This window comes from Flavobacterium qiangtangense, from assembly GCF_042658345.1.
GTDB classification, from domain to species: domain Bacteria; phylum Bacteroidota; class Bacteroidia; order Flavobacteriales; family Flavobacteriaceae; genus Flavobacterium; species Flavobacterium qiangtangense.
Window position 1 is genome coordinate 56,847 of the sequence record NZ_JBHSQB010000004.1, and the last position, 25,847, is coordinate 82,693.

Here is a 25,847-nt window from a genome sequence, read left to right on the forward strand (position 1 = left end):
TTATGAAAAAGCTAATTATATTGCTGATCTGCGCCTCGGGATGGGCACAACAGCCCACAAAACGCATCGTGTTTGAAGCGCCAGAAACTTATCCCGAAGGTGTTGCCTACCACAAGGCCTCCAATTCATTTTTTGTGACTTCAGCAAGATTGGGAACAGTTGGAAAAGTAACCAGAGAAGGAAAATACACAGAATTTTATTCAGATAAATCACTAAAATCAACTTACGGAGTGAAAGTGCATCCCGATGGAAAACGACTTTTTGTGTGTGCGGGAGATGCAAATTACAGCAAGTTCAGTACCGAAGCGACTAAAAAGAAAGAAGCCAGACTGCTGGTTCTTGACGTAAAAACCGGAAAAAAGATTTCGGATATTGATCTTTCAAAGTTAGTTCCAGGCGAGCATTTCCCTAACGATTTGGCTTTCGATTCCAATGCAAATACATACATCACCGACAGTTTTTCGAACGCAGTTTATAAAGTCGATACATCTGGAAAAGCATCCGTTTTCTCCCAAAATGAACTTTTGAGGGCAGCGGGAGTTGGTCCAAATGGAATCGTTTACAATGACGGAGGCTATCTTCTTGTGGCCAACAATGGAAGCGGAAGTTTGATTAAAATTCCAATTACAGACCAGTCAAAAGCTTCGAAAGTTAAGATCAATCAATTTTTCCCAGGAGCCGATGGTATGATAATGAATGACGGCAAGACGTTGACAATGGTGCAAAACGGTGGCGTCAATAAAGTATTTAAGATTGTGAGCAGCGATAATTGGGCGTCGGCAACAGTTTCAGAAACGACTTCTTCTGAAGACCGGTTTGCCTATCCGTCCACGGCAACAATGGCCGGCGCTGAAACTTGGATAATGAACGCAAACTTCAGCGAAATTGCCGAAGGTAATAATGTGCCTTCCAAAAATTTTTCGATGCAGCTTGCAGTTTTTCAGCCGGCCAAGCCGTAAATAGTTATCGAAAAAGTATAGAATTTCGACATTAATTAAAGCAAGATGGAAAAACCAATCACGCCACTGGCTCACGGAATTATCGATTACGGAATCATCGCGTCACTATTTGTCGTTCCAAAAACGATGGACATGGACAAAAAAGCGCAAAATCTATATTCAATTCTTGGATCGAGTCTTGGAATTTACAATGCGGTTACTAATCATGGAGCAGGTATTTTGCCTTTGGTTTCGTTTAAGACACACTATAAAATAGACTATTTCAACTTGGGTCTGGTCGGCCTGCTGGGATTTCACAGAGCAATCCAAAAGGATAAAAAGGCTTTGCTGTTTCACGCAGCACTTGTTGCTTTAGCCACGGCAACGGTGGTATTGACCGATGTTTCTAGAAAATCTAAAATATAAGGTTGAAGCTATATTTTAATTGAACCAGCAAAAATTAAGTAGGAGATAATTATAAGATTCCAAAAAGGCTCAAGTCAAACCAATTTTATAAATCCTCATAAAAATGATGTAACCCGCTTGGCAAAAGTATTTATAATTTTATGTAAGTGCCTGATTTGATTCAAAATTAGAATTTTTAAAACGAAAATAGAAACTTAAAAAACAGTTATATGAAAGCAGCGGTAATACACGGACCAGGAAAAATAACCTGCGACAACATTGATGATCCAACGATTGAAAATCAGGATGACATCATATTAAAGGTAACATCTACGGCGATCTGCGGCTCTGATCTGCATATCTTTTCCGGAGGAATTCCACAACCCAGACCAATGGTTCTTGGCCACGAATTCATGGGAATCATTGAAGAGGTGGGAAAAGGAGTAACGCATTTAAAGCCTGGCGACAGAGTGGTCGTGCCATTTCCTGTTGCCTGTGGTTCCTGCTTTTTCTGCAACCATGAATTACCAGGACATTGCGAAAATAGCAATCCAGACCATTACGGTCCAGAAGGCGGATTGCTGACGCAAAAAGGTGGGGCACTTTTTGGTTATACCGATCTTTATGGAGGTTATGACGGCGGACAGGCGCAATATGTGAGAGTACCTTATGCAAATTTTGGTCCGCGAATAGTGCCAGACAGCTTGACCGATGAGCAGGCGCTGTTTCTTACCGATATTTTCCCTACCGGATATACCGGAATCGATTGGGGAGAAGTAAAAGGTGGCGAAACGGTAGCGATTTTTGGCTCTGGACCAGTAGGAATCATGGCAGCAAAAAGCGCTTGGCTTCGCGGAGCGGCGAGAGTAATTGTGGTCGATACATTGCAATATCGTTTGGATAAAGCGAAAGCGACTGCCAATTGCGAAACTGTTCTTTGGGAAGACGGACCTAAAGGTGTAGTTGAGCAAATCCGTGAGAAAACTCAGGGGCGTGGTGCTGACGTTTGCGTTGATGCTGTGGGATTTGAGCCTGAAAGAAGTTTATTAGACAAGGCAAAGGCAGTGGTCAACTTTGAGAAAGGATCTGTAAAAGTGCTGGAAGCCTGTATGAGCGCGGTGCGTCGTGGTGGGATTGTTTCAGTCTTGGGAGTTTATCCTACGACCTATGACAATTTTCCAATCGGACAGTTTTTTGACAAGGGAATTATCATGAAAGGAGGACAGGCGCCGGCGCACAAGCATATTGATAAGCTAATGAAATATGTTACTGACGGAAAGGTGAAGCTGGACGATATTATCACCCACAGATTACCGTTAACAGAAATCGCTCACGGCTATGACATTTTTGACAAAAAAGAGGATGGATGCGTGAAGGTAGTTCTTGATCCGTGGGCGTAATTCTACAGAATGAAAGAAAAAGATTTTTAAAAATGCAATTAATATGAGTAACGATAACAATATGAGTCGCAGGAAAGCAATTGGTGGCATGGGCGCAATTTTGGCCACCGCGGTAGTCAGCCCTGCAATAGGAAGTGGTCTTGACAACAGTGGTTCTTACGGAGCATCAGGACTTGAAGATCCTACGTCAAAATATGTAAAACCGCCATTTAAGGAACAAACATAGCCTTGGCCGGGGCTCGCTGGTAAAATGGATCCGCGACCAGATCACGGTGAAATAAGCTATAAAGGCTCAGGGCGGCTTAAAGGACGCAAGGCCTTGATTACAGGAGGCGATTCTGGCATGGGCAGGGCTGCCGCGATAGCATATGCCAGAGAAGGTGCTGACGTGGCGATCAATTATCTTCCTGCCGAAGAAGAAGATGCAAAAGAAGTGGTGCAATTGATAAAAGCGGTAGGAAGAAAAGCGATTGCAATTCCCGGAGACCTTCGCGACGAGGCGTTCTGTAAAAAGCTTGTGGAAGAAGCCGTGAAAGGATTGGGCGGTCTCGATATTGTTGTCAATAATGCGGCAAGGCAACAAACGCAAAAATCAATACTGGATATTACGTCAGATGATTTTGATGCCACCATGAAAACCAATATTTATGCACCTTTCTGGATTATAAAGGCGGCGCTTCCCCATTTGAAACCTGGCACTTGCATAATCGGCACGAGTTCGCAACAGGCCTATGATCCCAGTGAAGACTTGTATGATTATGCGCAGACCAAGGCAGCAACTACCAATTATATAAAATCATTGGCAAAACAGCTCGGACCGAAAGGTATCAGGGTGAATGGCGTAGCTCCTGGGCCGATATGGACTCCATTACAGGTCAGCGGAGGCGCTACGATGGAAAAACTTGTGAAATTTGGCGGAGACACACCGCTCGGGCGACCTGGACAGCCCGCAGAACTAGCATCAATCTATGTGCAACTTGCAGCAAGTGATGCCAGTTATGCAAACGGACAAATATATGGCGCATCAGGGGGAGCGGGACAGCCCTAATTTAAAATTAAAAATAATGTTTAGAGCCTATATGATATGTATAGGCTTTTTGCGTTTAATTGAATTTTATTTAGATAGGAAATTTGAACATAAAAGAGTTATAAACTATTTGCCTCTTTCTCTTATCAAAAAAGCAATCCTTCGATTTCGCTTATAATTTTTTCTAATTTAGATTTGTTGTAGTCTGTTTTATGAGTGCAGTATTCAGAGGCGATGCTTTTATAGTAAACCTCTAACATCGACACAAGCGACGGTGAAAAATGCGGAAGCTCAAGTTTTGTCATTAAAATTGTTCCGCAAATTTCTTCAGCATCTTTTCCTTCAGCCTGCAAGAGCTTTTTCAAAAGTTTTAAGTATTTTGGTTCCATTGCAAAATGAAGTTTTTGCAAAAATAAGAGGAGGAGTGCGCGATTCGGTTGCGGTTTTCCCGCATTTAACTAAATCGGGTTTTAAACTTTCTTGTCAAAATATAGGATACTTTTAAGGACACTTTTTTTATTTGCATTCTTTCTTCTATCCTTTTTAATTTGATTTTTAAATTAATATTCTAACTTGACCTTTACTCCGTTTTTACACCAGCCATAAGATTTAGTGCCGGGACGCCTTTTTCATCTATCAGCTTAAAAATATTGATGAGGTCGCCATTCGCTTCCTTTTTTGTAATTCCGATACTTTGATTTGCTTTAAGTGATGATTTGGCAATTGACTTCAGAATAAAGAATTGGCTTTCCAATACTAAATCAATGTCCTTAAAAAAGATGCGCAAAACCGGATCGGAAATATGGCCGCGCAATTCGGTTTTTTCAATATTATTCCAAGGAATTAACGCATTTTTTAGAATTTGCTGGTTCACGAAAAGTCCCTGATCGGTTACACCTAATGCTGGTTTTTTCAGGTCCTGCCTTAAAAGATGATACATTAAAAACAACCCAAAAGCAATCAGCATGAAAGTGGCAATTGCAAAAAGTGTTGCTGGCCAGCCGAGTGTGACTTTCTCACGGCTTTTCACATACATATAAACGGCGGTGTAGTGCGGATAAAATGATCTGGCGATTCCCATGATTACTAGGGATGCTGTCATCAAGTAAAGATAAATGCGCGTGTCCTTTTTAATTCTGATCACGTTATGTGGTGCTGTTGCAATAAAATTTAAATCTGTCATTTGTTTTAGTGTAAGATTTTTGAGCGATTATTTTTATTTTAATGATTGTATAAACTGACAAACCCCAGTGCGGTCAGGATAAACGCCCAGTAATAGACATTTATGTAAAAAAGCGAATGTCCCGGTCGGATAGTAATGTCTTTATTTTTTGCAGGATCAAAATAAACGCCGCCTTCTTTTGATTTCCAGCGTCTGGCTAGCAGGAAACAAAGAATTCCAGTACCAATAAACGCTGATTCTGCGGCATAACCTTGAAATATTTTCTCGTTGCCTTTTTCTGCAAGCAACAGGTAATAAGCGAACAGAATTGCTCCAAAAATCAACAGGACATAAATCCCTTTTCCTCTCCAGATAATAAACATATGACTCGTTTTTAAAAATTTAATATTTGTTTATTGCTAGTAAACAAATTATATTTTACCAATTGCTTACCCGATTTCAATTCATTGAATTTACGCTTGATCCGCGATTTTTATTTCTGACTATTTGAAAGGATTTTACTCAATCATACCAAGCTTTGACGATCTTTATTCCTTTTATTTTCTTTTTGATGAGCGCTTTCCATTCTTTATCTTTTAATAACGGGCAATTCTCCATCGCGATTTTCTTGAGGTTTTTCATCTCATAAATATCTTCGGGAAATTGGATGATGTTTCCATATTCGAAACCGAGCCAATCCAATTTCTGCAACTTGCTGATGCCGGACGGAATAACCTCAAACTTAGATTTGCCCAAACGCAGAAATTTTAGTTCGCTGCATTCGTAAACTGAAGCATTTAATGACTCATGACCGTCGCCATACATACTAAAATTGGTCAAAGCTTGAAGGTTTGAGAACGAATCTGGCAAGTGGGCGATTTTTACGTAATCAAGATCCAATTTGGTAAGATTCGTGTTTGGAAGAATCGCTTCAGACACATCTGAAAGATTGAATTCGTCTATATCTAATTCCTTCAAGCTTGTAAAATGGTTGATAATTTTCCCCAACGAAAGCTTGTGGTCAAACTGACTGACATTGTTCTTCAACTCCATCTTTTCAATGTTCTGAGGCAATTTATAAAGAGCTTCTCCTATCGGTACGCATGTATTTATCTTGAACGTGCGCCATTTTGTCAACCCCGAAAGTGATTTCTCGAATTCGAACGGATAATTGTGATACTCCATAACAAGGCTTTCAAGATTTTCAAAATCCGAAATGAGAGAGAAAATGTCATAGTTCACGTGTTTTAATTCGATTTCTTTGACATTTTTCAGATTAGCGAATGACTTTGGCAGTTTTTTGATACTATTATTGTCAATTTCCAAAATCTCGAGTGATTCTAGCGCATCTATGCCTTCGGGAAGATTATGAAATCCGCCTTTAAGACGCAATTCCTTTAATTTTTTGAGTTTGTAAATACTTGCCGGAAAATCGATTTCATCATAACCTACGCTGAGTTCCAGTTTTTCAACCGTTTGAAGCTTATCAAATTCATCGGCAATTTCAGATAAACTGTTGCAGTTAATACTAAGCGATTTGACAGCATCAGCCAAAAACAACGCCGCAGGAAGCTTGTTAATATTCCAATCACTTATTTTGATTTGCTCTTTTCCAGCGAATTCGCCTGCATCTGACTTATCTTCAAGTTCAATTGCTTTCTTCGCATTGCTATGTATTTCGGCATTCGGAAATGTTTTAAAAATCTTACGCATTACGTCCATATTCTTATCCAAAGGAGAGGAAAGGGTCACAATTTTTTTTAGGTTTTTTAAGTCGAAGAAGCCATCTGGAAGTGAATCGATCATAGTGTAATTAAAATCAACTTCCTCAAGGTTGGGAAATTTTGACAAATCCGGAATTTCATTCAGACTATAATTTTCTCTTACATTTAAAATGCGTAATTTCTTTAAGTTTTCGAACGACTTCGGAAGCGATTTCAGGTTATTGTCAAGTAGATTCAGTACTTCAAGATTCTCTAATTCTCCAATTCTTTCAGGAAGTTCATCATACTGTTGATATTCCAGATGGAGTTCTGTCACTTGTTTGAGCGCAGCCATATTTTTGGGAAACCAATCGATATGCAACTCCTTTTTATAATGAGAATTGCGCCAACTATCTATGCGACGTACCGCATTAAATTTTAATATGGTAATGAATGATGGCATGCCTTCCGGAAGTTTTCTGATGTACATAAATTTATCAAAATGATCTTTTTTGTCCAGTTTTTCAGGAAATTTAACCAATGATTTCAATGTCGACCCAAAAATAACGTCTAATGCATATTTATAATATTCACAGATTTCTTCTTCAAGTGACTTGTCCTTTTTTAAGGCGACCATTGCCGTTTTGATGTTGTCGGCGTCCCAAGTTTCGATGAGATCCATTATTGTTTTTTTGTCCATATTGTCGTGTTTGAATCGGTTTGGTTTTAAAGCAATTCGTCGATTAATTTATATAAATCCAAATTTAGCGGTGTGTTTCTTTTCTTGCTTACTTATAATCCTGAAAAAGACAATTAAAATCAGAAGTGAATCTGAATCGTATGGGTTTTGTTTGCAAGATTTCTTATTCCGAAAGTTGAATCCATTTTTATTTATGAAATTTGGATTAATGATTTTAGTACTTGGAAATAGGAGAGAAGCACTATTTTACCATTTCTCAAACGGATACAATTTGTTGGTATAATCGACCATTTCTGTAATCAGTTCGAAGAAAAGAGAGTTGTCAAACCAATCAAAATTGGCTACTTTTTTCTTTAAATCATTTAATTGAATTTCTGTGGTGCGTTCATCAATAAACTTGAATTTTTTGATCGCTTCGTTGACTTCCAAAATAGTATCTGGAGCTTTTGATTTTCGGATATCGTCATAAAAATGATATATTTTTAAGCCATGTTCATCGTCATAATAACACTTTATCGTGGCAAATAAAACTTCGGGAAATTTATCCATATTTCCTTCCCTGAAATTGTTGAGGTACTTTTGTACTAACGGAATTTTATCAAAAGCCTTAATATAATGTTCAAATTCGAAGAAGACTTTTTCGTATTCGTTTCGCGCTTCAAAATCAACACGGATCATTTTTTTATAAATGTCGTTCAATTTTGGAAGTTCATAAATTGCCTTCGGAATGATTCTCAGTTTGGTATTAGAATCTTCGATATGGAGCGTTTTCAGATTTACCAAAGCACTGATTTCTGGAGTAATTTCGGTGATTTCTGTATTCCATAAATACAATTCTTCCAGATTTGTCAGTTGAAAAATACCAGCGGGTAATTCTTTCAAAGGTGCGTTTATCGATAAAGAAGTCAATTTTTTCAACTTATGGATTCCGTTTGGAATTTCGTCCAGGTTACCTCCAAAAGTTAGCTTTTCCAGTGATTCGAGGTTAAATATTCCGACTGGAAATTGTTCCATTTCACATCGGAATGCCAGTTTGTAAATATTTGGCATTTGCGGAACATCTTCCATCGAAATTAGTCCTTTTGTGCTGAAATCGATTGAAGTAATATTTTCTGATAAATCTTTAGTTGCGTTCCATAATTCTTGCGCAACATTTGCATTTATGGTGTACTGCGTTCCCATGAAAAGAGAAACTTTGTCGCCATCGTACTTCTTGTAGAAATTATTTCGGAAAAAATAATGCAATTGTTCTGAAGTCGCATTTTCCAGAAAATAATCTTGGGCGTCTCTAAAAAAGGAACCAAAAAGATACAGATACTTTGAAAATAGGGTTAAATTAAATTCTGAAAATTGTTTATATAATTCAATTTCGTTTTTAAAATTGTCGGCTACTTTGCGTTGGTCATATCGCTTTTTTGGAAAATTAATGAGAATTGTTTTGTGGATTTCGCTGCCGTTTTTTTCGATAAATTTAGTAGCTGCTTTTCGAACGTTGGCTTCGGTATCGGTCATGGATTTTGCCAAGATCATTTCTTCCAATTCTGGAATCTGTAGTGGAGATTTCGTTAACTCTTCTAATAATTCGACATTATTATGTGCAAAATCGTCTTTCAGCCGAACGAAAATTTCTTTATAAGTCATGTTTCCTTTTTTTTAAGCTATTATTTTATTCGACTTTTGATTATTTTCAGATTTGTTTAAATTTATTTTATTGGTGCAAACAGCGCTTAGTTGCCATAAAACTCAGTTGGTTCTAGTGTCATTTTTATTGTTCGCAATTATTGTAAATTTCTCAAATATAGAAAAATATTGTAAGATTTTTAAGAGGGTAAAAAAAAATACCGTTGCTTTTTGCTAATAATTAAAAAGTCCAAATTCTAGATTATTAAATCTGAAACTTGGACTTTTAGTATTTAAGTTTATTTATTGGACTACTTCAAAAACTTAAGGCATCCAGGGTTGACGTTTTTCCCGTTTGGAGGAGTTTTTCCATTTACAGAAATCTCCTTGCTAACCACCGCAGGAAGGTATTTAGAGCCATCATACATCTTGTCAAATACATAGTATTCATACCAAACTTCGCCTTTGCTATTTTTACAAACGACAGCAGCCATAAATGATTTTTTAATAATTGCATTGTAATCGCCTCTTACGATAAAAATATCATCAAATGGCAATATTGCTTTCAACGCGTTACCTGCATTCTCTTTAAAAAATGCTTTGCAGGCTTTCAGCACTTCAGCCTCCAATTTTGGATCGTTCATAGCGCTCTTAGGGAAACAGTCCGCTGGTGTCACCTTGATTTCCTTTGGAACTACCATATCAATTTCACCTACGGCAATTGGCTTATATTCGAACCCTTCTGAATCACCCATAATAACAGGTACAAGCTCGATTTTTAGCTTGTGGTTACCAGGAGTCAAAAATTCAGGCTTTTCAAGAAGCGCTCTATACATGTTTTCACCGAAGAAATTCTTCTCTGTACCATCATTTAAGTCCGCTCTACTCGTTGCCAATCCTGTCATATTGGCCTTCTCAAAAGTTTCTGCATGGCTTGTTCCGGAAACCATTTTTCCGTCAACGTATAAGATATAAGCAATCTTGCAACGCTCAAAAGAACTTTTGTTTGCGTTAATTTCTTTTGGTTTCTTACCGCTTTCTGCTTGCTGTAGCATGGCGCTATTGGCAGGAGAGTTGGCCATAAAAGATCGGATAGATAATTTATCTCCAAGGTTATAGGTCTTAATGTATTTGTCCTCGGGAAGCGTGCGCTCAAATTCTTCGGTTGAAAAGCAAACTTGACCGATATGATTTTGGTATTGTGGAAAATCGAGCTTTTCTTCTGTAAAAAGTTCTAATTTATTTTTTCCGGCTGCCTTTTCTTTCAATTTTCCCAGCAGTTGGGCGTGGCTGTTCAACGAGCAGGCTACAAAAGCCAAAAGAATAATTTTCTTCATGTTTTAAATTAGTTAGGTTTTAAATGATTGATTTTTTGGCTGCCAAGATATAGAAAAATCTCACATTTACAACAACGGTTCAAAAAAACTATTACGATACTTAAAATTTCAATTCTGATGGAATCACATTGCCAGCAACGAATGTATATCTGGGGATGGTTGGGCAAAAACAATGACCCTTCAACAATGGGAAATGACCTTTTTGCGTATGAAAACAAATATAGCAACCCTACAGCTGGCGGCACGGCTTTATACAGCGGCGCCATCAGCCAATCCTCATGGAAGACTGCCAATACAGACACCAGCCTGAAAAACTATAATTACAGCCATGACAACCTTGACAGGCTGAAAGAAGCCAAATTTTTCAGCTCCGCTGGCAATGACAGATACAATGAGGCGCTTTCGTATGACAGGAACGGAAACATCACACAGCTGCAGCGATCTGGGATTTTAAATTCTGGGGCATTGGCCCCTTCTTTAGACAATCTTGCCTATACTTATGATGGCGTCATAAGTCATCACAACCGGAGCTGTTGTCAAAGTACCGTTATTTACGAAAAGCAAATCGCTGGATAAGTCTAGCATTTTTCTCCATATTTCAATATTCATCATCCAATTTATAGATATTAAGAGCGTTATAGTAATATCAAAGATGATCCAACCGTTCTTGTTACTCAAATATAGCTAATGCGAATTTGCAACGGGAGCTACAGAATAACCAAAACATATAGAGCACGAACTGTTTTCAATTCCCACCCTCAATTTCTATAACAAGCTCCTGTATAAAATGACCAGGCGTTGTTCCAGTACGCGCGGCAAATGCTTTCGTGAAATTTTGAACAGAGCCAAATCCGGCCTCATCTGCTAGCGCTTGGTTAGTATATTTCCGAAATCGTTTTTCATTCTTGAGTAGTAGCACGATATGGTCAATCTTCAAATCATTGATATATGTAAAAGTTTTTTTTCCTCTGTATTGAAAAATAACCTGCCGCACATATTTGATGTTTGAATGCAGGATATCTGCAAGTCTTATCTGGCCCAAGTCCCGTTCCAGATATTTTTTCTTTTCCTCAAACTTCTTTAAGTTTTTCAATAATTCGTCAATAACTTCTGGCGCAATATTAAGCTCCTTTTTCAGCAGAATATCATGCTCTTTGGTAGCAGTTTCATTAAAAATGCGTTCAAACGTCAATTTTAATTTATTGACTTTGATTCGGTAGTGCCTAACAATAAAAAATAAGATCGTTAGTAGCAATAGAAAAGCAGCCACATAGATCGTTTTTGTCAAGAATAATGTATGTTCGAGCCTACTTTTTTCTTGTTGCAGTGCCTTAGTATCATAGTTTTTTTCAATCTTTTGAGAAAGGTATTTGAAGTCGGCAAATAGGGCACTGTCGGCAGCGATCAGCCCATTGACATAATACAATTCCTTTTCCAGATTCTTTTTGCTTCGATAACGGTCGATTAAGAGTTCAAAATTTTCCCGCAGGTCGGGACGAATGTATTGTTTCAGCCGCATCTGTTTGTCAACCAGGTCAAAAAAGTCAAAGGCAATAGCGGTATTGCCAAGCGCGTGGTTCGCTTTACCCATATAGAATAGCGTCCTAATTTCATTGGCAAAATCTTTTTTCTTTAAGAGCATTGGTAGGCTGCTTTGCAGAAGGCGTAGCGAAGCATCATAATTGTTTAAAAAATATTGATTGACCCCTTCCGCATTCATAAAATAAGAATGCATTTCCGAATCTTCATAGTCTAGGCTTGCAGTAAGCCCAATTTGTGTGTAGGCGGTGCACAGTCGATTGTCGCCTATATTGGTGTAACACATGGCCAAATTGTGGATGGTATTAAGGTATGCACGATCGTTCTCATCTTCAAAGTAGGCGGCGCATTCTTTAAACAGCGCAATTGCTTCGTGGTCAAAACCCAAATATTTTTTCGTCTGCGCGATTGCATATTTTAATTTATTGCTGAGATAGGGATTTTCGCATCGGGCAATATATTGGTCGGCGATCAAAAAATGATCTAAAGCTTGTATATGTTTTTTTTCATTATAAAAAAGACTGCCTCGGGTGAGATAAGAGGCGCCGATCTTTTCATTTTGTCCTGTTTTTTTAGAGGCATAGATCACGCTATCAGAGTAAGCAAATCGGTCTTCTGTTTTATCAGAACTGTACAGCAACCATTGATAGGCGTCCGACTGGGCAATATAATTTCGGTCACGCTTGGCATTCGCCAGCCACATTTTTGCGATAGCTAAGGCTAGTTTCGGAGTTGCGGCTTTTTCGCACCGTGTTCTAAAATCGGCGGAGGAATCGTGAAGAGAATCGCGAAAATCTTCATAATGTTGCGCCCACATAGCAGTGAAAGGCAATAGCAAAAGCGGCAGACAAGTTCTTAATAACATAGGCTGGTATTTTCGCGACCTATAGGATAGGACAGGGGGTTATGTAATAAAAGTACTAAATTTTTAAATAACTCGAAGTACACTAAAAGCAAAAATAAGGTATTTGGTTTCTGGAATGTATGCTAATAAATTCCAGAATTGCATAGAACACCACTTGCCAGCACTGAGGCAGTGATATAATTTCGTCCTCGAATTCAGCGGAACAGTTAACCTTCCAATTAGTATCGATTCCAATCGCGACACGGAAAAGATGATTTTACAGAACGAGTTAAATACACAAAAATGACAAGTAATTTTCAACTTATAAAAAGTAGCCTAATAATAGTATTGGGCATTTCAGCCGCAACGTCGTGCACGAGCGATAGCGCTAATGAGGATAATCTGATATTAAAAGTTTCTGCAGCACGTACCGTCGAAACCATAGCTAACAGTAATAATGAATTTGACAGCGCCGGAAAGGTGTATTCCGAATTGCTTGACTCTTATTACGCAATAGGCTGCCAAAGTCAAGAAATAAATGCAGTCGCCGAACTGGTCGATTCAATAGCAAATACAAATGTAAGTTTCAGCGAGCTTTCGGGAACCTCAATAGACGCTTTGGAGACCGTTGAATTACAGCAATTATTGGATTACGATATAACAGACTTAACTTCGGTGATCAACACCACAAATCTGTCGAATACAGCAAAAACAAAACTAAGTAACTTTTTGAGCGGCATTTTAGACTTTTCGACAGACGACGATTACTATAGCATATATAATTTTATTATCGAATACGAAGCAGAAACAAACAGTGACGCCTCAATCTCAAAGGCAGATAAAAAAGCACTGCTGACCATTTCTTCGATCGTTCGGTATGCAGCAGCACATGAGAGAAAAAGACCGAAAAAGAACCACGATCCAGATTGGTATCTCCTTGTCGGCAGTATTATCGGCACAACTTCAGGAATCAATGATGGTGCCCAGGGCGCCGTCCTGCTGACTGTAGCTATCGGTATAATAGAAAATGAAAGATTGAAATAATCCAATACATTTAAAAGAGGCTGTTCAATTAGAACAGCCTTTTTCATTTACATTCCATCAGCCTCATCAATCCGTTTAAGAAGATTGTCCTTCAAAGAATTTAAAAACTTAGAGCGCTCCGTTTTTCTAGAACAAATCTCATAGAACGTCCGGTGAAATTGTCCTACTTCCACATCAAATATCTTTTCAAAATAAGCCACGGTCTGTTTTAGTTCGCAACGCCCATAGTTGAGAACGCCCTCCGTATGAAGCGCATAAATAAGCTCAATTAATCCAACTTTTGACCCGGTCCATTTTAAAGTTTGTTGTCCCATCCCATCAACGTCAGATTTTTTAACGGCATCCAGTGAAGAAAGCTTTTGTTCGATATAAGTTTTGAGCTTCGCATTAGCCAAAATAAGCGCTACCTTAAAGTCATGCGACGTGCAGAATCGCAGATCGGCTTGAAAATAGAAGCTGTCAAAAGTCGCTACGTTTTCATGTTTTCCCCGCAGAAAATAGAGTTCATCATTATAGCAGCTTTCAGCACGATAGTAACGGTAAAAGGCGCTGTTATCCGCAAAAAAATGATGAAGTTTGTCGAGTTCGGCGATATAAAATTTTTTTACACATTTCAGCCCGCCTAAAGGCACATTGATTTCCAGATTATAAAGAGCGCTGTAGTAAATCAGATAGCTGGATAGGGCAGGTTTGTGTATTTTAAAAAAAGCAATTTCTGAAGCTTTGTCAACAAACTTGTAACGCAGTGCAAAACTCTTTAGCTTTTCCAATTGATGGATAGAATGTAAAACTGCCGATTCCGCATATTTTAAAAAGTTAACATGCAAGTTCGCATCATCTTTTAATTTTTGTTCAAGCTCTGAAACAAGATTTTTTACAAAGTTTTCCATGGCATCAGTTGATTTGCATTAGGTAACGCAAATGTAGCATCGTACGCAAAACAGGCAAATGAAGTAAAGTGTAATTCCAGAATTGCATAGTGGTAATTTCAGAATTGCATACAATATTACTGCCATAATCCTTGCAAAAAATTTTAGAGATAGAGCGTGACGAATGGAAGTAAATAAGTAGAATCTTAACTCATAAATTAATAAGTTAAGTAATGCAAGTTTTCACTTTTGATATTAGCTTGAGTCTTGCAATTTTAATTAGATTATATTTAAATTCAGACAGCTATTAATGTTACGAATTGTAACTTAAATATATTTCTTTAGGGAAATTAAGGCTTAAAGACCTCAGCGCAATAATAGAAAGTAACATTGAAGTTTCAATGAGGCTTGAGCTGACTTTACATTGGGGATTTGTCGGGGATAAAATTGTTTCTTCAATTAAGTACGGCGAAAAAATAGTAATCGAAGACAGACATAAAAACGGATCAATTATAGTAACATCCCAGATACCGGTTCAGGGCTGGTATCACATCATTGGGGAGAAAACCATTGCCGATGCAATTCTGGATCGGCTCATCCATAATGCACACAGAATTGAGTTGTCAGGCGAATTGCATGGTCACTTTGAACTGGAATTAGCTGCTCACTTTAAACTGGAATCGGGTGGTCAATTCACTGTAATTTGCAGTGGAGCAACGAATCCCGAGCACTATTGCCACAGGTATATGACTCTAAAAATGCGAAAGTTTCTGATGCTTATGTGACAGAAAGCAAAAAGACGATTGAAAAACAGATCCAGAAGGCCGGGATACGATTGGCCGCAGTCCTTCAGATTTGTTCAAGAGCTCCACCTAAAAGCAATCGCCAAGACATTGCGATTTTAGGTTAAAAATACTTTAACAGCTTATTAGAAAGAAATTCATTAACTTCGCAGATAGCTAATACTACAAAGATATTTCAGATTATGAGTGCAAAAAAGCCTGTATTTTCAAAAGACCACAAGCAGACCAAGTCGCTAGTTGAGGCTGGCGAAAAGGCAGCGAGTATGGCTATACGACATTCTAAATATTTAGGCCTTACTATCATGTATATCGAAAATGGCGCAATTTATGAAGAGCGTGCGGATGGTACTGTCAAATTTAAGAAAAACATGCAAAAAATGGAAGGTTCGATTGAGCTGACCAAAGGAATGGTACTCCATGCCAAATAAGATGATACGCATTAAGACTTGTCATCTGAAGCAGTAGTTGTTTCCATTTTGGAAAGAACTGAATTCTCTTCTAATTCGCCTTCTACAAAAATGTTCTTCAAATGCTTGCTCTCACTGAGAACCTTGATAGCAAATACCTCTGATTTTAAAGTCTAATTTTACCATATTTCAATTTATTGTCAATTATTACATGAATATTTTTTACTAGGAATTTAATTGTTCAGTCAGACCAATTTGATTCGCGATATCTCTTCTTAATTTAGCTAATGGTTGATTGCTTGAAATCTCATCAAATAAATCTGAACCAAATAAATCTTTCATAATTGTTTTTCTATCGACTGATTTTTTTAGGGACCTCTCGATTTCATCGATATTGCTCTGAGGATACCTTTGAAATTTGAGAATTAGCTTGACTGCTTCTTTCTTGTGAAAACTATATCTCGCAGGAATATTAAAAATTTCCAAAAACTCCTCCTGACCGAATAGATAATCTTCATACGTTAAATATATATCATTGACATTCTTTACATTGCTAATATTCTTCCCGGGTCTAAGTAACAATCCAAAAACCTGAAATTCGCCCAATACATAATTGTTCGATGATGGCGACATATATGTTGTGTTTTTTCCAATTTGGAAATTTGCCGCATGCTTAAATCTTGAATTGCACGGTCCGCAACTCGGTATTAGATTGTATAATGATATTGAAATAGTTTTAAAAGAATGTTGCGGAAAGAAGTGGTCCAGAGTAAAAATTCCTTTAGGGTGTTGCAATTTGAAATTCAAAATTTTCTTACTTTTTCCTTCAGTCATAAAACTTAAGCTTAGGTCTTTTATTGGACTTATCACTCGTTGATTGATTATTAATACGGAAGTTTTATTTGAAATTCCGGGAATCTGATTTAATTCATCTTGACTTGCCCTATTTAAAAAATCAACTTTATTAATATATGTCGCTCGGTTATCATAAGTATTTATAAAATCAATATTACAGTAGTAACAAGTACATAAATCGATATTGTTTTTTATGTCCTCCTCAATAAAAAAATTATAGAGCAAATGCCTAAAATCGTCATAATTAAAATGATTGCAAAAATCTTGATATCGTGCAATATTTCCTATGAAAAACGTTTTTATGGTTTCTGAAATATTAAATAATTCATCAAATGAAGCTGTCAGTATGCTTTTCAAATCAAGTTGAATTCCATTGTATATTGCACCGATTAAGAGATTATTAATTGCTGTTTCTTCAAATGCTCCGCGCAATGAATTATAAAAATGTTGTTCCAAAGCCTTTCTAGCAATAATATCGGTAGGGAAATTCATTTTTATCATTTCAACATTTTTTTTCTTTGTTCTAAAAAATCGATTTTTTGTTTTAGTAATAAAATTTCATGATTTAATTTATCTGGCGATTCAATGTCAAGCATCTTCTCAATATCTAATATTTGATTTTCTAAAATTTCTCGCAAATATTCTTCCCCAATACATGATACCATTCGACTAAAATACTTTTGCTTCTCTTTGTAATCTATTTTGAGAAAAGATAACTTTTCTTTTTTATCCAGTGAAATTTTTACTTCATTATGAAAAATCACTAGTTCCTCAATTTTTTGAGTAGCTATTGCACCTTTTGTATGGTCCATAAAAAAACCTCCAGCAAGCAATTCATGAATGTTTGCTGCAAAAGTATTTGTTTCTATTTTTGTAGGTTCTGCATATCTTGCGTCCTTTTTTTTCTCTAGAAATAAAATATTATCTTTAGGAATATCAGAAAGAATAAACGGGGAGTGAGTTATAAATAAAATATTTAATCCAGATAAATTTATTCCAGATCTTTGTATATAATGTAAAAGTTCACTCAAGAATGTTCGCTGGAATTCTGGATGAAAATACAATTCGATTTCATCAAAAATTAAATTGATATAATCATATTTTATTTTATTTTTTTCTACGGAATTTAAGTTTACCAAATGATAAATCACAGAGCTTACAGTATATACCTTTTGTCTTTCGCCAGAACTAAGCTGTAAGTAGCTTCCTTCGGTTTCGAAATGGATATCAAATGATAAAAAGGAAGGCGGAAGGAAATTTATGAGATTAAAATATTCTACATCAATCAAGAAATCCTCTATATATCTATCTTCGCCTTTTTTCTCCTTGATTTTAGAATCTGCTATTCTATCTCTCATTTTTCTATCCTTTAAGTGTGTCACGAATTGTTGTAAATCGTATGATAACGAATCAATCTGCATGGGTGAACTAAGGCTACTATATTTTAAATTAGGATGATAACGTAAAAAGTTTATTGCCTGACGGATTTTAAATGTTACATGACTATAGTCTTCAGAAAGTTCTTTCAGTAGTGTGGTGAGAAGTCGTGGCCTCCCTAAAGTAAATTCCTTTTTGTTTATTCCCTTATAATTATAAGTTCTTCCAATCTTTTCGGTTTTGCGTAGGATGTATTCTAATGTTAATTTTTCAAGATGACTAGACTTCTGTAAAAATCTTAGATAAACCTCCTTATTTTTCTTATCTCTTTCAGTAATAGCAAACGCGTTTACAATTTGGGTAATTTGATCAGGATATTTCTCTATATAATCAAGCTTGAATTCAATTATTCTTTTTGTAGGGTTCCATCTTTGAAACTTTGATTCATCGACTTGAAATGTCAGCTAATCAGCTACTTTGCCGTTAACAAGAGATCGCAAGCTGTCCTCTTTTTTTATTTGTGAAGGGATTGGTGATAATAGATTTGCAAGTAGTCTATTCTTGGATAGGTATGTAACTCTGTTTATGTCTATATCACCTTGTGTCCGCATGGGATTTAAAACAAGAGGTGTTTGATAAGCATCATTTTTATGAAACAATGGCTTAAGCCAGAGGCCACATTCATTTGTGTTTAATGCATATAACGAATAATTTGTTGCAACTGAGTAAAAAAAATGCTTTTTTACAAAATCCTTAGATGCTTTAACTCGTTTAGAAAGTTTATAATTGCCATCAGCTTGTAGATCAAATTTATGTATTTCAACATTTCGTTTTTTTGTTAATCTAAAAATAGAACTTCCTAACTGATAATAAACCTGCAATTTTAATTTGTTAAGTTCAATAACATCATTTTGATATTGAATCATTTCGTCATCCGTAAATTTATGCGATTCTTTAACAGTTTTTTCATCAATTAGTCCTACCTGTTTGGATAACAAAAAAATTAGTCCATAGAATAATTCTACTAAAGTACTTTTACCAGTACCATTTTTTCCTACTATAGCACTAACATTTACGTTTGTATTATCAAAAGAATAAAGATCAATTTCTTTTGTCTCGTCATATTTTATTACTTCATTAGAATCGTCAATGTATTCTTCATAATTGAATGCAGAATAAAAGCTATAAAATGTATTTAATTTTAAGGTCTTACTATATTTGCTTTTAGGGTCCTCTATGGGCCGAACAGCGAGTAAACGAAATTGCATAAACATGATTTAGTTTTTGCAATGTACTAATTTATTTACAATATAACAGATGGTATAATTGTTATATTGTCAATTTTTTTTAAAAAATTAAAACATCAATCCTTTATATTTTCCTCAATAACAGATTTATCTGTATTTATCATAATCAGGGTCTTCAAATACTTGTCCTTCATATTTTTGTAAAAGTGCTTCGATTTCATTTAATCTTTGTGCGTTTTTAAAGAAAAATTCCACTTCTTCGGGCATATTTATGAATACCATTGAATCCATGCCCACAATACAGCAATAAGATAGGCAGTCACTGAACATTCTCAAGTAATGACCAGTTTCTGCCTTTTGCCGCTCTTCAGGAAATCGACCTTCACGTTCCTTTATAATTGAGACACCCGTTTCGTCACCATGCATTATATGACTTCCCATTCTATAAGTGTGGGTTAATGTAATATATGCTTCCAGCAATCTTTTATCATCAGATTTTGAAATCCATAGTATCATTTCAGAAAAAGACCATTTTTGTTCCAATCGCTGCCTATTTGACTTAGTCCATTTTTCGCGAAGTGCTTTTTCATCTTCTTCTGAAAGTATCAAGGGTAGATTGGACAACCTCTGAATTTCACTATCACCCGCAAATTCTAGATTACGGCGAGCCTGATCAGAAAGTTTTATTGAAGCAATTTCTGGAAGCTCATACCAATATTCCTGAATTCTCTTGGCCTGTTCTTCAGGATTGGCTTTTGTAATAAAAAGAAATTTTGTAAACGTTTCTAATGCTGATCGCATTACTATATCTGCGTCCCATAGCCGATTGTCAGTAGCTAGAAAAACAACAGTTTCTAAACGAGAAATAACAAACTCAATAAGTGGGAGAATGGGCCTTGCAGTTTCAATATGGTCTTTTAAAATTCCAAATAAATGGAGGTTATTGAAATTAATCAATTCAAAGTATTTCTGTGTAATAATTTCTTTGTCAGTTTGCCAGTTCATAATTTTATAGTTACGTTTTTAAAGATAAAAGTTCAGCTAATAAAAATATGAAACAATTTCATGTCACATCATTTAATTTAATTTTTTGTACATTAAGCGATTTTTTTCTTACTAAAACAGTCTAATTATTTTCTTTTGTATATTTTTGTGTAAATGGAAAAAAAATATTATGAATACAGGTAAATCCTTATACATTGATTTATTCGCAGGTTGCGGAGGACTTTCTTTGGGATTATATAATACGGGTTTGTGGAAAGGTCTGTTTGCTATTGAAAAAAACATAGATGCTTTTCAAACCCTAAGTCATAATTTAATTCAAAATAATAATCATTTTGATTGGCCAGATTGGCTTCCCACTAAAGAGCATGATATTAATTATGTGCTAAAAAATTTCGAACCCCAATTAAAAGATTTGCGAGGCAAGGTAGATTTAGTTGCCGGGGGGCCACCATGTCAAGGGTTTTCAACTGCCGGAAAAAGACAGGAAACGGACGAAAGGAACAAGCTTATAAAATCTTACATAAGCTTTATCAGATTGGTTCAGCCTAAAGTTATATTTTTTGAAAATGTTAAGGGATTTACGCAAAAGTTTGATAAAAACAAAAGTAAAGGCAAGGCTTACTCTGAATATGTATTGAAAGCTTTGCGTACCAGAACAAATGATTTCCCTGGTTATGACGTATATGGAAAATTGATTGATTTTTCATTATATGGAATTCCACAGAAAAGAACGCGATTTATCTTAGTTGGTATTAAAAAGGAAGCTGGTGTAAAAAAAATGAGAGCAACTTCTTTTTTTAAAACATTAGAAACTAACAAAGAATCATTTTTAATAAATAAGAAAATTGGAGTTACTACAAATCTAGAAGAGGCAATTTCAGATTTATTGAGGCAAGGTAAAGAAGTCCAATCCCCAGATACTGCCAGTTTTAAAGCAGGTCTTTATGGAAATGCTGCTTCAAATTATCAAAAGCTATTGAGAAAAGGTATAGATGAAACAACAATACCGGATAGTCATAGATTTGCAAAACACTCCAATCCTACACTAGAAAAGTTTGAATATATCTTAAACAACGCTGAAAAAAACAAAACCTTATCAGATGAAATTAAAGAGTTGTTTAATCTAAAGAAAAGAACAGTAATTCCGCTTTCTGGACAAACTCCAACTGCCACAATCACTACGCTTCCTGATGACTACATTCACTACAGTGAGCCTCGCATTTTTACAGTTAGGGAATATGCAAGAATCCAATCGTTTAATGATTGGTATCAGTTTAGAGGTAAATATACTACTGGAGGCAAAAGAAGAACTCAAGAAGTTCCTAGATATTCGCAAATTGGAAACGCTATCCCGCCATTATTTGGAGAACAGAGCGGATTAGTCTTAAAACAACTTATAGTTTAATGGAAGAAAATAAAAATTTGCATTTCAAAACTAATATTCAACTAAAAAGTATAATTGGTAAAGACCTTATCAATGACGATAATATTGCTATTTTAGAATTAGTTAAAAATTCATTTGACGCTGATGCTAAAAAAGTAGAGGTGCAATATTTTAATTTAAAAAACAACGATGATAAAAAGGTATTATCATTTTCTGACTTAACATCTAGACTTATCATCAAAGATACAGGAGTAGGAATGAACTTAGATGATATCCAAAATAAATGGTTGAATATTGCCTATTCTGAAAAAAAAACAAATAATAGGCAGCATAATAGGATGATGGCTGGAGCAAAGGGGGTTGGAAGATTTTCTTGTGATAGATTGGGTGAATACCTAAACCTATATACAAAAAAGAAAAATACAAATCATTATCTGCTTTTGAAAATTGATTGGAAAAAATTTGAAATTGATGACAATACTGCAGAAATTCAAAGTATAGAATTAGAACTTGAAACTTTATCAAAGGAAGATTTAATTTTACGAAACATAGAAGCCTTTGAACATGGAGTTTTATTAGAAATAATTAAGTTACGTAGCAATTGGGTTTATGAAATTAAAGATAGTAAAGGAACCTATTGGAATACAGATAAACTAACCGAATTAAAAAAATATTTAGAAAAATTAATTAATCCTAATCAAGCATTTGAAAATAACGATTTTGGCATTTATCTCGATGCGCCTGAATTTATTGTAGAGAATATTGCAAAAGATAGCAGTGATAAATTCATTGGAAAAGTTGAAAACACAATTTTTGATAAGTTAGATTTTAAAGCGACTAGTATTGAAAGTAGAATTATAGATAATGGTACAGTCATCTATACAGAATTGAAAGACAAAGGGCAGACGGTTTTTTGGATTAAAGAGAAAAATGTTTTTTTTCCCGAAATTAAAGATATAAAAGTAATTCTCTATTATTTAAACCCTTATACGAAAGCTTTTTTTACAAAGCAAATGGGAATCAGATCAGTGGATTATGGTTCTATTTACGTTTTTCTAAATGGTTTTCGTGTTCCGCCTTATGGAGAATCAGGAGATGATTGGTTAAATCTTGAACAAAGGAAAAGCCAAGGTTATAATCGATTTCTTAGTCAGAGGGAATTGGTTGGAAGAATTGAAATTTTAGACCATGAAAATGCTTTTAAAGTAATCTCAAGCCGAGAAGGTATCGTTAAGAATGAAAGCTATAAAAAACTTACTGAAACAAAAGCGGGCTATTTTTTTAAAATTTTCAGAAGATTAGAAAAATATGTAGTAGATGGTCTAGACTGGGATAGTATACCAGAAGAAGATAGAAACAAAATTAGTGAAATCGAAAAAAAGATTATTTCTGGAGAAACTAATGAAGATGACTTAAAATATAGAGAGGATGATGTGACAAAAAAAAGGAGAGTTTACGAAAGTATTCATTCTATTATTGCTGCAAAAGCGGATAGCGTAATCGAACTTTATATTAATGAAAATCTTATTTTAGATAAAATCAATGAAGAAAGGTTAAATGCGGAAAGAGAATTTGAACAATTAATTTCGGACTTTGAAAATAAAAAAATTGATGGAGATATATTAAATCGCATTTTACAAAGGAAAGCAACAACTAATAAGGATTTAGAAAAGCAAATAAATGATTTATCAAGATACAATACTAGTGATGCTACGACTAAAGCTATAGCGGAACTTCAATCTTATAAAGAAATCATTGAAAGTCAGACAAGTATAATTGAAGATCTAAAAAGACAACTTGAAAATATAAAATTACAGAAAGAAGAAGCAGAAAAAACAGCAGACTCTTATAAAGAAAAAGTTACAAAGGCAGAAAGAGATTTATCTATTGAGAAAGAAAAAAATCTTTATTTGTTAGCAACCAGAAGAACTTTAAGTCCAGATGCAGATGGACTAATACATACAATAAAGATTAATAATATTGATATTAGGGACGGTATAGAAAATATAATAGATGATCTGACGGAAAATGATTTTGAGATTCAAGATTTAATAAAAAGATTAGGTTTTCTTAAAATTAGCGCTGAAAGATCACTTAAAATGGCAGAATTTGTTACGAGAGCAGATTTAAAAGAAGATATTGAAACTAAAGAAGTTGATATAGTCAAATATATAGATGAATATATAGAACTGTATGGCGATACATTTTCAGATAAACTGAAATTTAATTTCGTGACTAATGGTGCTCATCTTATTAAAAATTTAAGTGTTTTGAATATGTCCATAATAATTGATAATTTACTTAGCAATTCTGTAAAATGGGGGGCGAATATTATTAAACTTGAATTTGAAAAGATTAATAACCGACAAATGGTACTTTATATTTCTGACAATGGAAAAGGGTTATCAGATAAATTTGAACCTGATCCAAAACGAATTTTTGAGCTATCTGTCAGGGATATTCCTCCAACTGGATTAAGCGGATCTGGAATTGGCCTTTATTATACAAAAAATTTGTTAAATGAAATGGGGTCTGAAATAGAGTTTATTGGAAATAATATTTCATTATCTGGCGCAACATTCAAAATAACTTTTAATTCTTTATGAGTATAAAACGACTTCTTTACATTGATGATAATAAATTAGATTCTCAGATTGATAATTTGAGAAAAAAACTAAAACGTTTAGGGTTCGATCTAAATGAGACATTCTTGCATTTAAATGATGATTTTAAAACTAAAGATGAAAATTCGGGACATGCAATACTTGATAAATCAAAAATTCAATCTTATATTACTGAAAATTTAGTAAATGAAAGTTATGATATAGTTGCTTCAGACTATGATTTTAAAGATGCTAATCTTGATGGGTTCGAATTATTAAAATGGATTAAGAATGAATGCACTTCAAAAAAATATAGATTAAGAAGGGCAAAATTTTGTTTGTATTCCGCTGAGCAGGATAAGGTTGCAAAAACATTTAGTACTCCCGAACAAGTTAAAAAACTTATAAAGCTAAAGATTGATGATTTTATCGATAGGACAAGAATTCCTGATGAATTAACTCAGCTTTTTACAGCTCAGCAAAAGAATTTTTATTTTAAAGAGCATTTGGTTAGTTATTTAGAAAAACACGGTGAGGAAACATTCACAAGTGTATACCCTAAGTTCAAAGGGAAAAAACTATCAGAGATAGCCAATGAAATCGATAAAGATTTACCGAATGGTATTGAATTCCAAAAAAGTCTTGTTGAATTAACAGTAGCGCATCTAATAGATTTAAATAATTTAAATAACGAATGATACATATAATAATTTCAGTAGACCCATCTACAAAATTTTTGTATGGAATTATTGATTTTTTGAATTCAAAAGCTATCAAATTTAATTTGATTGAAATTCACGCAACTGACGAATCGTATGAGATAGCCAAAAGAACTATATCAAATATAGCTAAAGGTTCTAATATATTATTTTTAGGACACGGTAGGGATGATAAGATTTATGGTGGTGAAAATCTTCCTTTATATGAAAAAAAATCGTTAGCAAGTCGTGAAGAAATGAAAATTTTTGAAGCTCAAAAAATTTTCATTTTAGCCTGTAATTCTTCTGATTTATTGAAGAGCACATTTATCTTATCTAAATATCAAAAAGCGATAGGATTTGGCGGACTACCTACTTCTGAAGAAGAAATTGAAGTTGATAAAAAATTATCACTTATCGGTATTTCTACTGAAACTATTAGCAAGTTTAAAGATGCAATCATTGACACAGTATCTAAAGCGTTGTTGACTTATTTAGAGAAAGATGGTAATGATTTTCATTATTTGAAAGATTATTTGGTGTTATTAATCGACCGACGAATTAATATTGCTGTTCTTCAGGAAAAAGATAGGAATCTAGGAGACCTACTTTTTAATATGAGAAATGAAATTTCGCTTTATTAACTATATTAAATATTTTCTGTTCATTTCTTCCTAACTTTCACGTCATTATGAAAGTAATTCTTTCTCCATTCAGAAATTTTAATAGAAATAATTAAACCTAAGACCCATAAAATTACTAAACCCAAAATTTCATACCATTCCATAATACCAACCATCAAGGTTTGGTTTGCTTGATGAATTTAAAAGTCGGTATAATTATAGAATTTTTAAAATGTTGTAGTGTGTGATTCCGGAAT

General features: G+C 34.9%; 25 protein-coding genes and 1 pseudogene. 14 read left to right on the plus strand and 12 right to left on the minus strand.

Annotated elements, in window-relative coordinates; all coding sequences use genetic code 11:
* The first annotated feature begins 2 nt into the window (after nucleotides 1–2).
* From ACFPVY_RS03320 to ACFPVY_RS03340, 5 genes are all read left to right on the plus strand, one after another.
* Complete coding sequence (locus ACFPVY_RS03320) at nucleotides 3–959, plus strand: gluconolaconase (RefSeq protein WP_379790320.1); 957 nt, start codon at nucleotides 3–5, stop codon at nucleotides 957–959.
* A 45-nt stretch (nucleotides 960–1,004) separates the two neighbouring features.
* Nucleotides 1,005–1,364, plus strand: a complete 360-nt coding sequence (locus tag ACFPVY_RS03325; protein WP_379790321.1) for a hypothetical protein — start codon at nucleotides 1,005–1,007, stop codon at nucleotides 1,362–1,364.
* Nucleotides 1,365–1,573: 209 nt separating this feature from the next.
* Entirely contained in the window at nucleotides 1,574–2,743 is a 1,170-nt protein-coding gene (locus ACFPVY_RS03330; RefSeq protein ID WP_379790323.1) for a zinc-dependent alcohol dehydrogenase, read from the plus strand.
* Between the two features lie 43 nt (nucleotides 2,744–2,786).
* On the plus strand, nucleotides 2,787–2,969 hold the full coding sequence (locus ACFPVY_RS03335) for a hypothetical protein (RefSeq protein ID WP_379790324.1): 183 nt from the start codon (nucleotides 2,787–2,789) through the stop codon (nucleotides 2,967–2,969).
* A gap of 24 nt (nucleotides 2,970–2,993) precedes the next feature.
* Nucleotides 2,994–3,791, plus strand: coding sequence for an SDR family oxidoreductase (locus ACFPVY_RS03340; protein ID WP_379790325.1), 798 nt, complete (start codon nucleotides 2,994–2,996; stop codon nucleotides 3,789–3,791).
* A gap of 125 nt (nucleotides 3,792–3,916) precedes the next feature.
* On the opposite strand, the gene ACFPVY_RS03345 is transcribed toward ACFPVY_RS03340, so the two are convergent.
* The 6 genes from ACFPVY_RS03345 to ACFPVY_RS03370 all read right to left on the minus strand — a co-directional run bounded on the left by ACFPVY_RS03345 (nucleotide 3,917) and on the right by ACFPVY_RS03370 (nucleotide 10,292).
* Nucleotides 3,917–4,159, minus strand: coding sequence for a hypothetical protein (locus tag ACFPVY_RS03345; RefSeq protein ID WP_379790326.1), 243 nt, complete (start codon nucleotides 4,157–4,159; stop codon nucleotides 3,917–3,919).
* Nucleotides 4,160–4,350: 191 nt separating this feature from the next.
* On the minus strand, nucleotides 4,351–4,953 hold the full coding sequence (locus tag ACFPVY_RS03350; RefSeq protein WP_379790327.1) for an STM3941 family protein: 603 nt from the start codon (nucleotides 4,951–4,953) through the stop codon (nucleotides 4,351–4,353).
* A gap of 38 nt (nucleotides 4,954–4,991) precedes the next feature.
* A complete protein-coding gene (locus ACFPVY_RS03355) occupies nucleotides 4,992–5,315 on the minus strand; it encodes a hypothetical protein (protein WP_379790328.1) in 324 nt (107 codons plus the stop codon).
* 139 nt (nucleotides 5,316–5,454) lie between these two features.
* A complete protein-coding gene (locus tag ACFPVY_RS03360; protein ID WP_379790329.1) occupies nucleotides 5,455–7,335 on the minus strand; it encodes a leucine-rich repeat domain-containing protein in 1,881 nt (626 codons plus the stop codon).
* 246 nt (nucleotides 7,336–7,581) lie between these two features.
* Nucleotides 7,582–8,976: a leucine-rich repeat domain-containing protein gene (locus ACFPVY_RS03365; protein ID WP_379790330.1), complete on the minus strand. Its 1,395-nt coding sequence runs from the start codon at nucleotides 8,974–8,976 to the stop codon at nucleotides 7,582–7,584.
* Between the two features lie 290 nt (nucleotides 8,977–9,266).
* The gene (locus ACFPVY_RS03370; RefSeq protein ID WP_379790331.1) at nucleotides 9,267–10,292 is read right to left on the minus strand and encodes a hypothetical protein; all 1,026 of its coding nucleotides are present in this window, start codon (nucleotides 10,290–10,292) and stop codon (nucleotides 9,267–9,269) included.
* A 117-nt stretch (nucleotides 10,293–10,409) separates the two neighbouring features.
* On the opposite strand from ACFPVY_RS03370, the gene ACFPVY_RS03375 reads away from it, so the two are divergent.
* Entirely contained in the window at nucleotides 10,410–10,868 is a 459-nt protein-coding gene (locus tag ACFPVY_RS03375) for a hypothetical protein (protein WP_379790332.1), read from the plus strand.
* A 169-nt stretch (nucleotides 10,869–11,037) separates the two neighbouring features.
* Here the strand turns inward: ACFPVY_RS03375 and ACFPVY_RS03380 are convergent, their stop codons facing one another.
* Nucleotides 11,038–12,696, minus strand: a complete 1,659-nt coding sequence (locus ACFPVY_RS03380; protein ID WP_379790333.1) for a helix-turn-helix domain-containing protein — start codon at nucleotides 12,694–12,696, stop codon at nucleotides 11,038–11,040.
* Between the two features lie 327 nt (nucleotides 12,697–13,023).
* On the opposite strand from ACFPVY_RS03380, the gene ACFPVY_RS03385 reads away from it, so the two are divergent.
* Nucleotides 13,024–13,719 carry a hypothetical protein gene (locus ACFPVY_RS03385; protein ID WP_379790334.1) on the plus strand — a complete coding sequence of 232 codons (696 nt, stop codon included), beginning with the start codon at nucleotides 13,024–13,026 and terminating at the stop codon, nucleotides 13,717–13,719.
* A gap of 47 nt (nucleotides 13,720–13,766) precedes the next feature.
* On the opposite strand, the gene ACFPVY_RS03390 is transcribed toward ACFPVY_RS03385, so the two are convergent.
* Nucleotides 13,767–14,609 carry an RteC domain-containing protein gene (locus ACFPVY_RS03390; RefSeq protein WP_379790335.1) on the minus strand — a complete coding sequence of 281 codons (843 nt, stop codon included), beginning with the start codon at nucleotides 14,607–14,609 and terminating at the stop codon, nucleotides 13,767–13,769.
* A 458-nt stretch (nucleotides 14,610–15,067) separates the two neighbouring features.
* Here ACFPVY_RS03390 and ACFPVY_RS17870 point away from each other — a divergent pair.
* From ACFPVY_RS17870 to ACFPVY_RS03405, 3 genes and pseudogenes are all read left to right on the plus strand, one after another.
* Nucleotides 15,068–15,220: pseudogene (locus ACFPVY_RS17870) on the plus strand (ATP-binding protein); the annotation flags it as partial.
* A 101-nt stretch (nucleotides 15,221–15,321) separates the two neighbouring features.
* Nucleotides 15,322–15,498, plus strand: a complete 177-nt coding sequence (locus ACFPVY_RS03400) for a hypothetical protein (protein WP_379790337.1) — start codon at nucleotides 15,322–15,324, stop codon at nucleotides 15,496–15,498.
* 75 nt (nucleotides 15,499–15,573) lie between these two features.
* A complete protein-coding gene (locus tag ACFPVY_RS03405) occupies nucleotides 15,574–15,819 on the plus strand; it encodes a hypothetical protein (RefSeq protein WP_379790338.1) in 246 nt (81 codons plus the stop codon).
* Between the two features lie 204 nt (nucleotides 15,820–16,023).
* Here the strand turns inward: ACFPVY_RS03405 and ACFPVY_RS03410 are convergent, their stop codons facing one another.
* The 4 genes from ACFPVY_RS03410 to ACFPVY_RS03425 all read right to left on the minus strand — a co-directional run bounded on the left by ACFPVY_RS03410 (nucleotide 16,024) and on the right by ACFPVY_RS03425 (nucleotide 20,282).
* Nucleotides 16,024–17,154, minus strand: coding sequence for a ComEA family DNA-binding protein (locus tag ACFPVY_RS03410; RefSeq protein WP_379790339.1), 1,131 nt, complete (start codon nucleotides 17,152–17,154; stop codon nucleotides 16,024–16,026).
* Nucleotides 17,151–18,494, minus strand: coding sequence for an AAA family ATPase (locus tag ACFPVY_RS03415; RefSeq protein WP_379790973.1), 1,344 nt, complete (start codon nucleotides 18,492–18,494; stop codon nucleotides 17,151–17,153). The genes ACFPVY_RS03410 and ACFPVY_RS03415 overlap by 4 nt, the downstream gene beginning before the upstream one ends.
* The gene (locus tag ACFPVY_RS03420) at nucleotides 18,495–19,298 is read right to left on the minus strand and encodes an ATP-binding cassette domain-containing protein (protein WP_379790340.1); all 804 of its coding nucleotides are present in this window, start codon (nucleotides 19,296–19,298) and stop codon (nucleotides 18,495–18,497) included.
* Between the two features lie 126 nt (nucleotides 19,299–19,424).
* Entirely contained in the window at nucleotides 19,425–20,282 is an 858-nt protein-coding gene (locus tag ACFPVY_RS03425) for a hypothetical protein (RefSeq protein ID WP_379790341.1), read from the minus strand.
* A 169-nt stretch (nucleotides 20,283–20,451) separates the two neighbouring features.
* Between ACFPVY_RS03425 and ACFPVY_RS03430 the strand changes: the two genes are divergently transcribed.
* The 4 genes from ACFPVY_RS03430 to ACFPVY_RS03445 are packed head-to-tail and all read left to right on the plus strand — an operon-like array spanning nucleotide 20,452 to nucleotide 25,611.
* Nucleotides 20,452–21,687: a DNA cytosine methyltransferase gene (locus tag ACFPVY_RS03430; protein WP_379790342.1), complete on the plus strand. Its 1,236-nt coding sequence runs from the start codon at nucleotides 20,452–20,454 to the stop codon at nucleotides 21,685–21,687.
* Nucleotides 21,687–24,272, plus strand: coding sequence for an ATP-binding protein (locus ACFPVY_RS03435; protein WP_379790343.1), 2,586 nt, complete (start codon nucleotides 21,687–21,689; stop codon nucleotides 24,270–24,272). Before ACFPVY_RS03430 ends, ACFPVY_RS03435 begins: the two co-directional genes overlap by 1 nt.
* Entirely contained in the window at nucleotides 24,269–24,967 is a 699-nt protein-coding gene (locus ACFPVY_RS03440; protein WP_379790345.1) for a hypothetical protein, read from the plus strand. The genes ACFPVY_RS03435 and ACFPVY_RS03440 overlap by 4 nt, the downstream gene beginning before the upstream one ends.
* The gene (locus ACFPVY_RS03445; RefSeq protein ID WP_379790346.1) at nucleotides 24,964–25,611 is read left to right on the plus strand and encodes a hypothetical protein; all 648 of its coding nucleotides are present in this window, start codon (nucleotides 24,964–24,966) and stop codon (nucleotides 25,609–25,611) included. The genes ACFPVY_RS03440 and ACFPVY_RS03445 overlap by 4 nt, the downstream gene beginning before the upstream one ends.
* Nucleotides 25,612–25,847: the final 236 nt, after the last annotated feature.

Coding starts and splice junctions, on each gene's coding strand:
- ACFPVY_RS03320 (WP_379790320.1), top strand. CDS start 3: ATGAAAAAGCTAATTATATTGCTGATCTGCGCCTCGGGATGGGCACAA.
- ACFPVY_RS03445 (WP_379790346.1), top strand. CDS start 24,964: ATGATACATATAATAATTTCAGTAGACCCATCTACAAAATTTTTGTAT.
- ACFPVY_RS03375 (WP_379790332.1), top strand. CDS start 10,410: ATGGAATCACATTGCCAGCAACGAATGTATATCTGGGGATGGTTGGGC.
- ACFPVY_RS03440 (WP_379790345.1), top strand. CDS start 24,269: ATGAGTATAAAACGACTTCTTTACATTGATGATAATAAATTAGATTCT.
- ACFPVY_RS03345 (WP_379790326.1), bottom strand. CDS start 4,159: ATGGAACCAAAATACTTAAAACTTTTGAAAAAGCTCTTGCAGGCTGAA.
- ACFPVY_RS03425 (WP_379790341.1), bottom strand. CDS start 20,282: ATGAACTGGCAAACTGACAAAGAAATTATTACACAGAAATACTTTGAA.
- ACFPVY_RS03340 (WP_379790325.1), top strand. CDS start 2,994: ATGGATCCGCGACCAGATCACGGTGAAATAAGCTATAAAGGCTCAGGG.
- ACFPVY_RS03380 (WP_379790333.1), bottom strand. CDS start 12,696: ATGTTATTAAGAACTTGTCTGCCGCTTTTGCTATTGCCTTTCACTGCT.
- ACFPVY_RS03360 (WP_379790329.1), bottom strand. CDS start 7,335: ATGGACAAAAAAACAATAATGGATCTCATCGAAACTTGGGACGCCGAC.
- ACFPVY_RS03420 (WP_379790340.1), bottom strand. CDS start 19,298: ATGCAATTTCGTTTACTCGCTGTTCGGCCCATAGAGGACCCTAAAAGC.
- ACFPVY_RS03350 (WP_379790327.1), bottom strand. CDS start 4,953: ATGACAGATTTAAATTTTATTGCAACAGCACCACATAACGTGATCAGA.
- ACFPVY_RS03410 (WP_379790339.1), bottom strand. CDS start 17,154: ATGATAAAAATGAATTTCCCTACCGATATTATTGCTAGAAAGGCTTTG.
- ACFPVY_RS03335 (WP_379790324.1), top strand. CDS start 2,787: ATGAGTAACGATAACAATATGAGTCGCAGGAAAGCAATTGGTGGCATG.
- ACFPVY_RS03390 (WP_379790335.1), bottom strand. CDS start 14,609: ATGGAAAACTTTGTAAAAAATCTTGTTTCAGAGCTTGAACAAAAATTA.
- ACFPVY_RS03370 (WP_379790331.1), bottom strand. CDS start 10,292: ATGAAGAAAATTATTCTTTTGGCTTTTGTAGCCTGCTCGTTGAACAGC.
- ACFPVY_RS03430 (WP_379790342.1), top strand. CDS start 20,452: ATGAATACAGGTAAATCCTTATACATTGATTTATTCGCAGGTTGCGGA.
- ACFPVY_RS03330 (WP_379790323.1), top strand. CDS start 1,574: ATGAAAGCAGCGGTAATACACGGACCAGGAAAAATAACCTGCGACAAC.
- ACFPVY_RS03365 (WP_379790330.1), bottom strand. CDS start 8,976: ATGACTTATAAAGAAATTTTCGTTCGGCTGAAAGACGATTTTGCACAT.
- ACFPVY_RS03405 (WP_379790338.1), top strand. CDS start 15,574: ATGAGTGCAAAAAAGCCTGTATTTTCAAAAGACCACAAGCAGACCAAG.
- ACFPVY_RS03325 (WP_379790321.1), top strand. CDS start 1,005: ATGGAAAAACCAATCACGCCACTGGCTCACGGAATTATCGATTACGGA.
- ACFPVY_RS03435 (WP_379790343.1), top strand. CDS start 21,687: ATGGAAGAAAATAAAAATTTGCATTTCAAAACTAATATTCAACTAAAA.
- ACFPVY_RS03355 (WP_379790328.1), bottom strand. CDS start 5,315: ATGTTTATTATCTGGAGAGGAAAAGGGATTTATGTCCTGTTGATTTTT.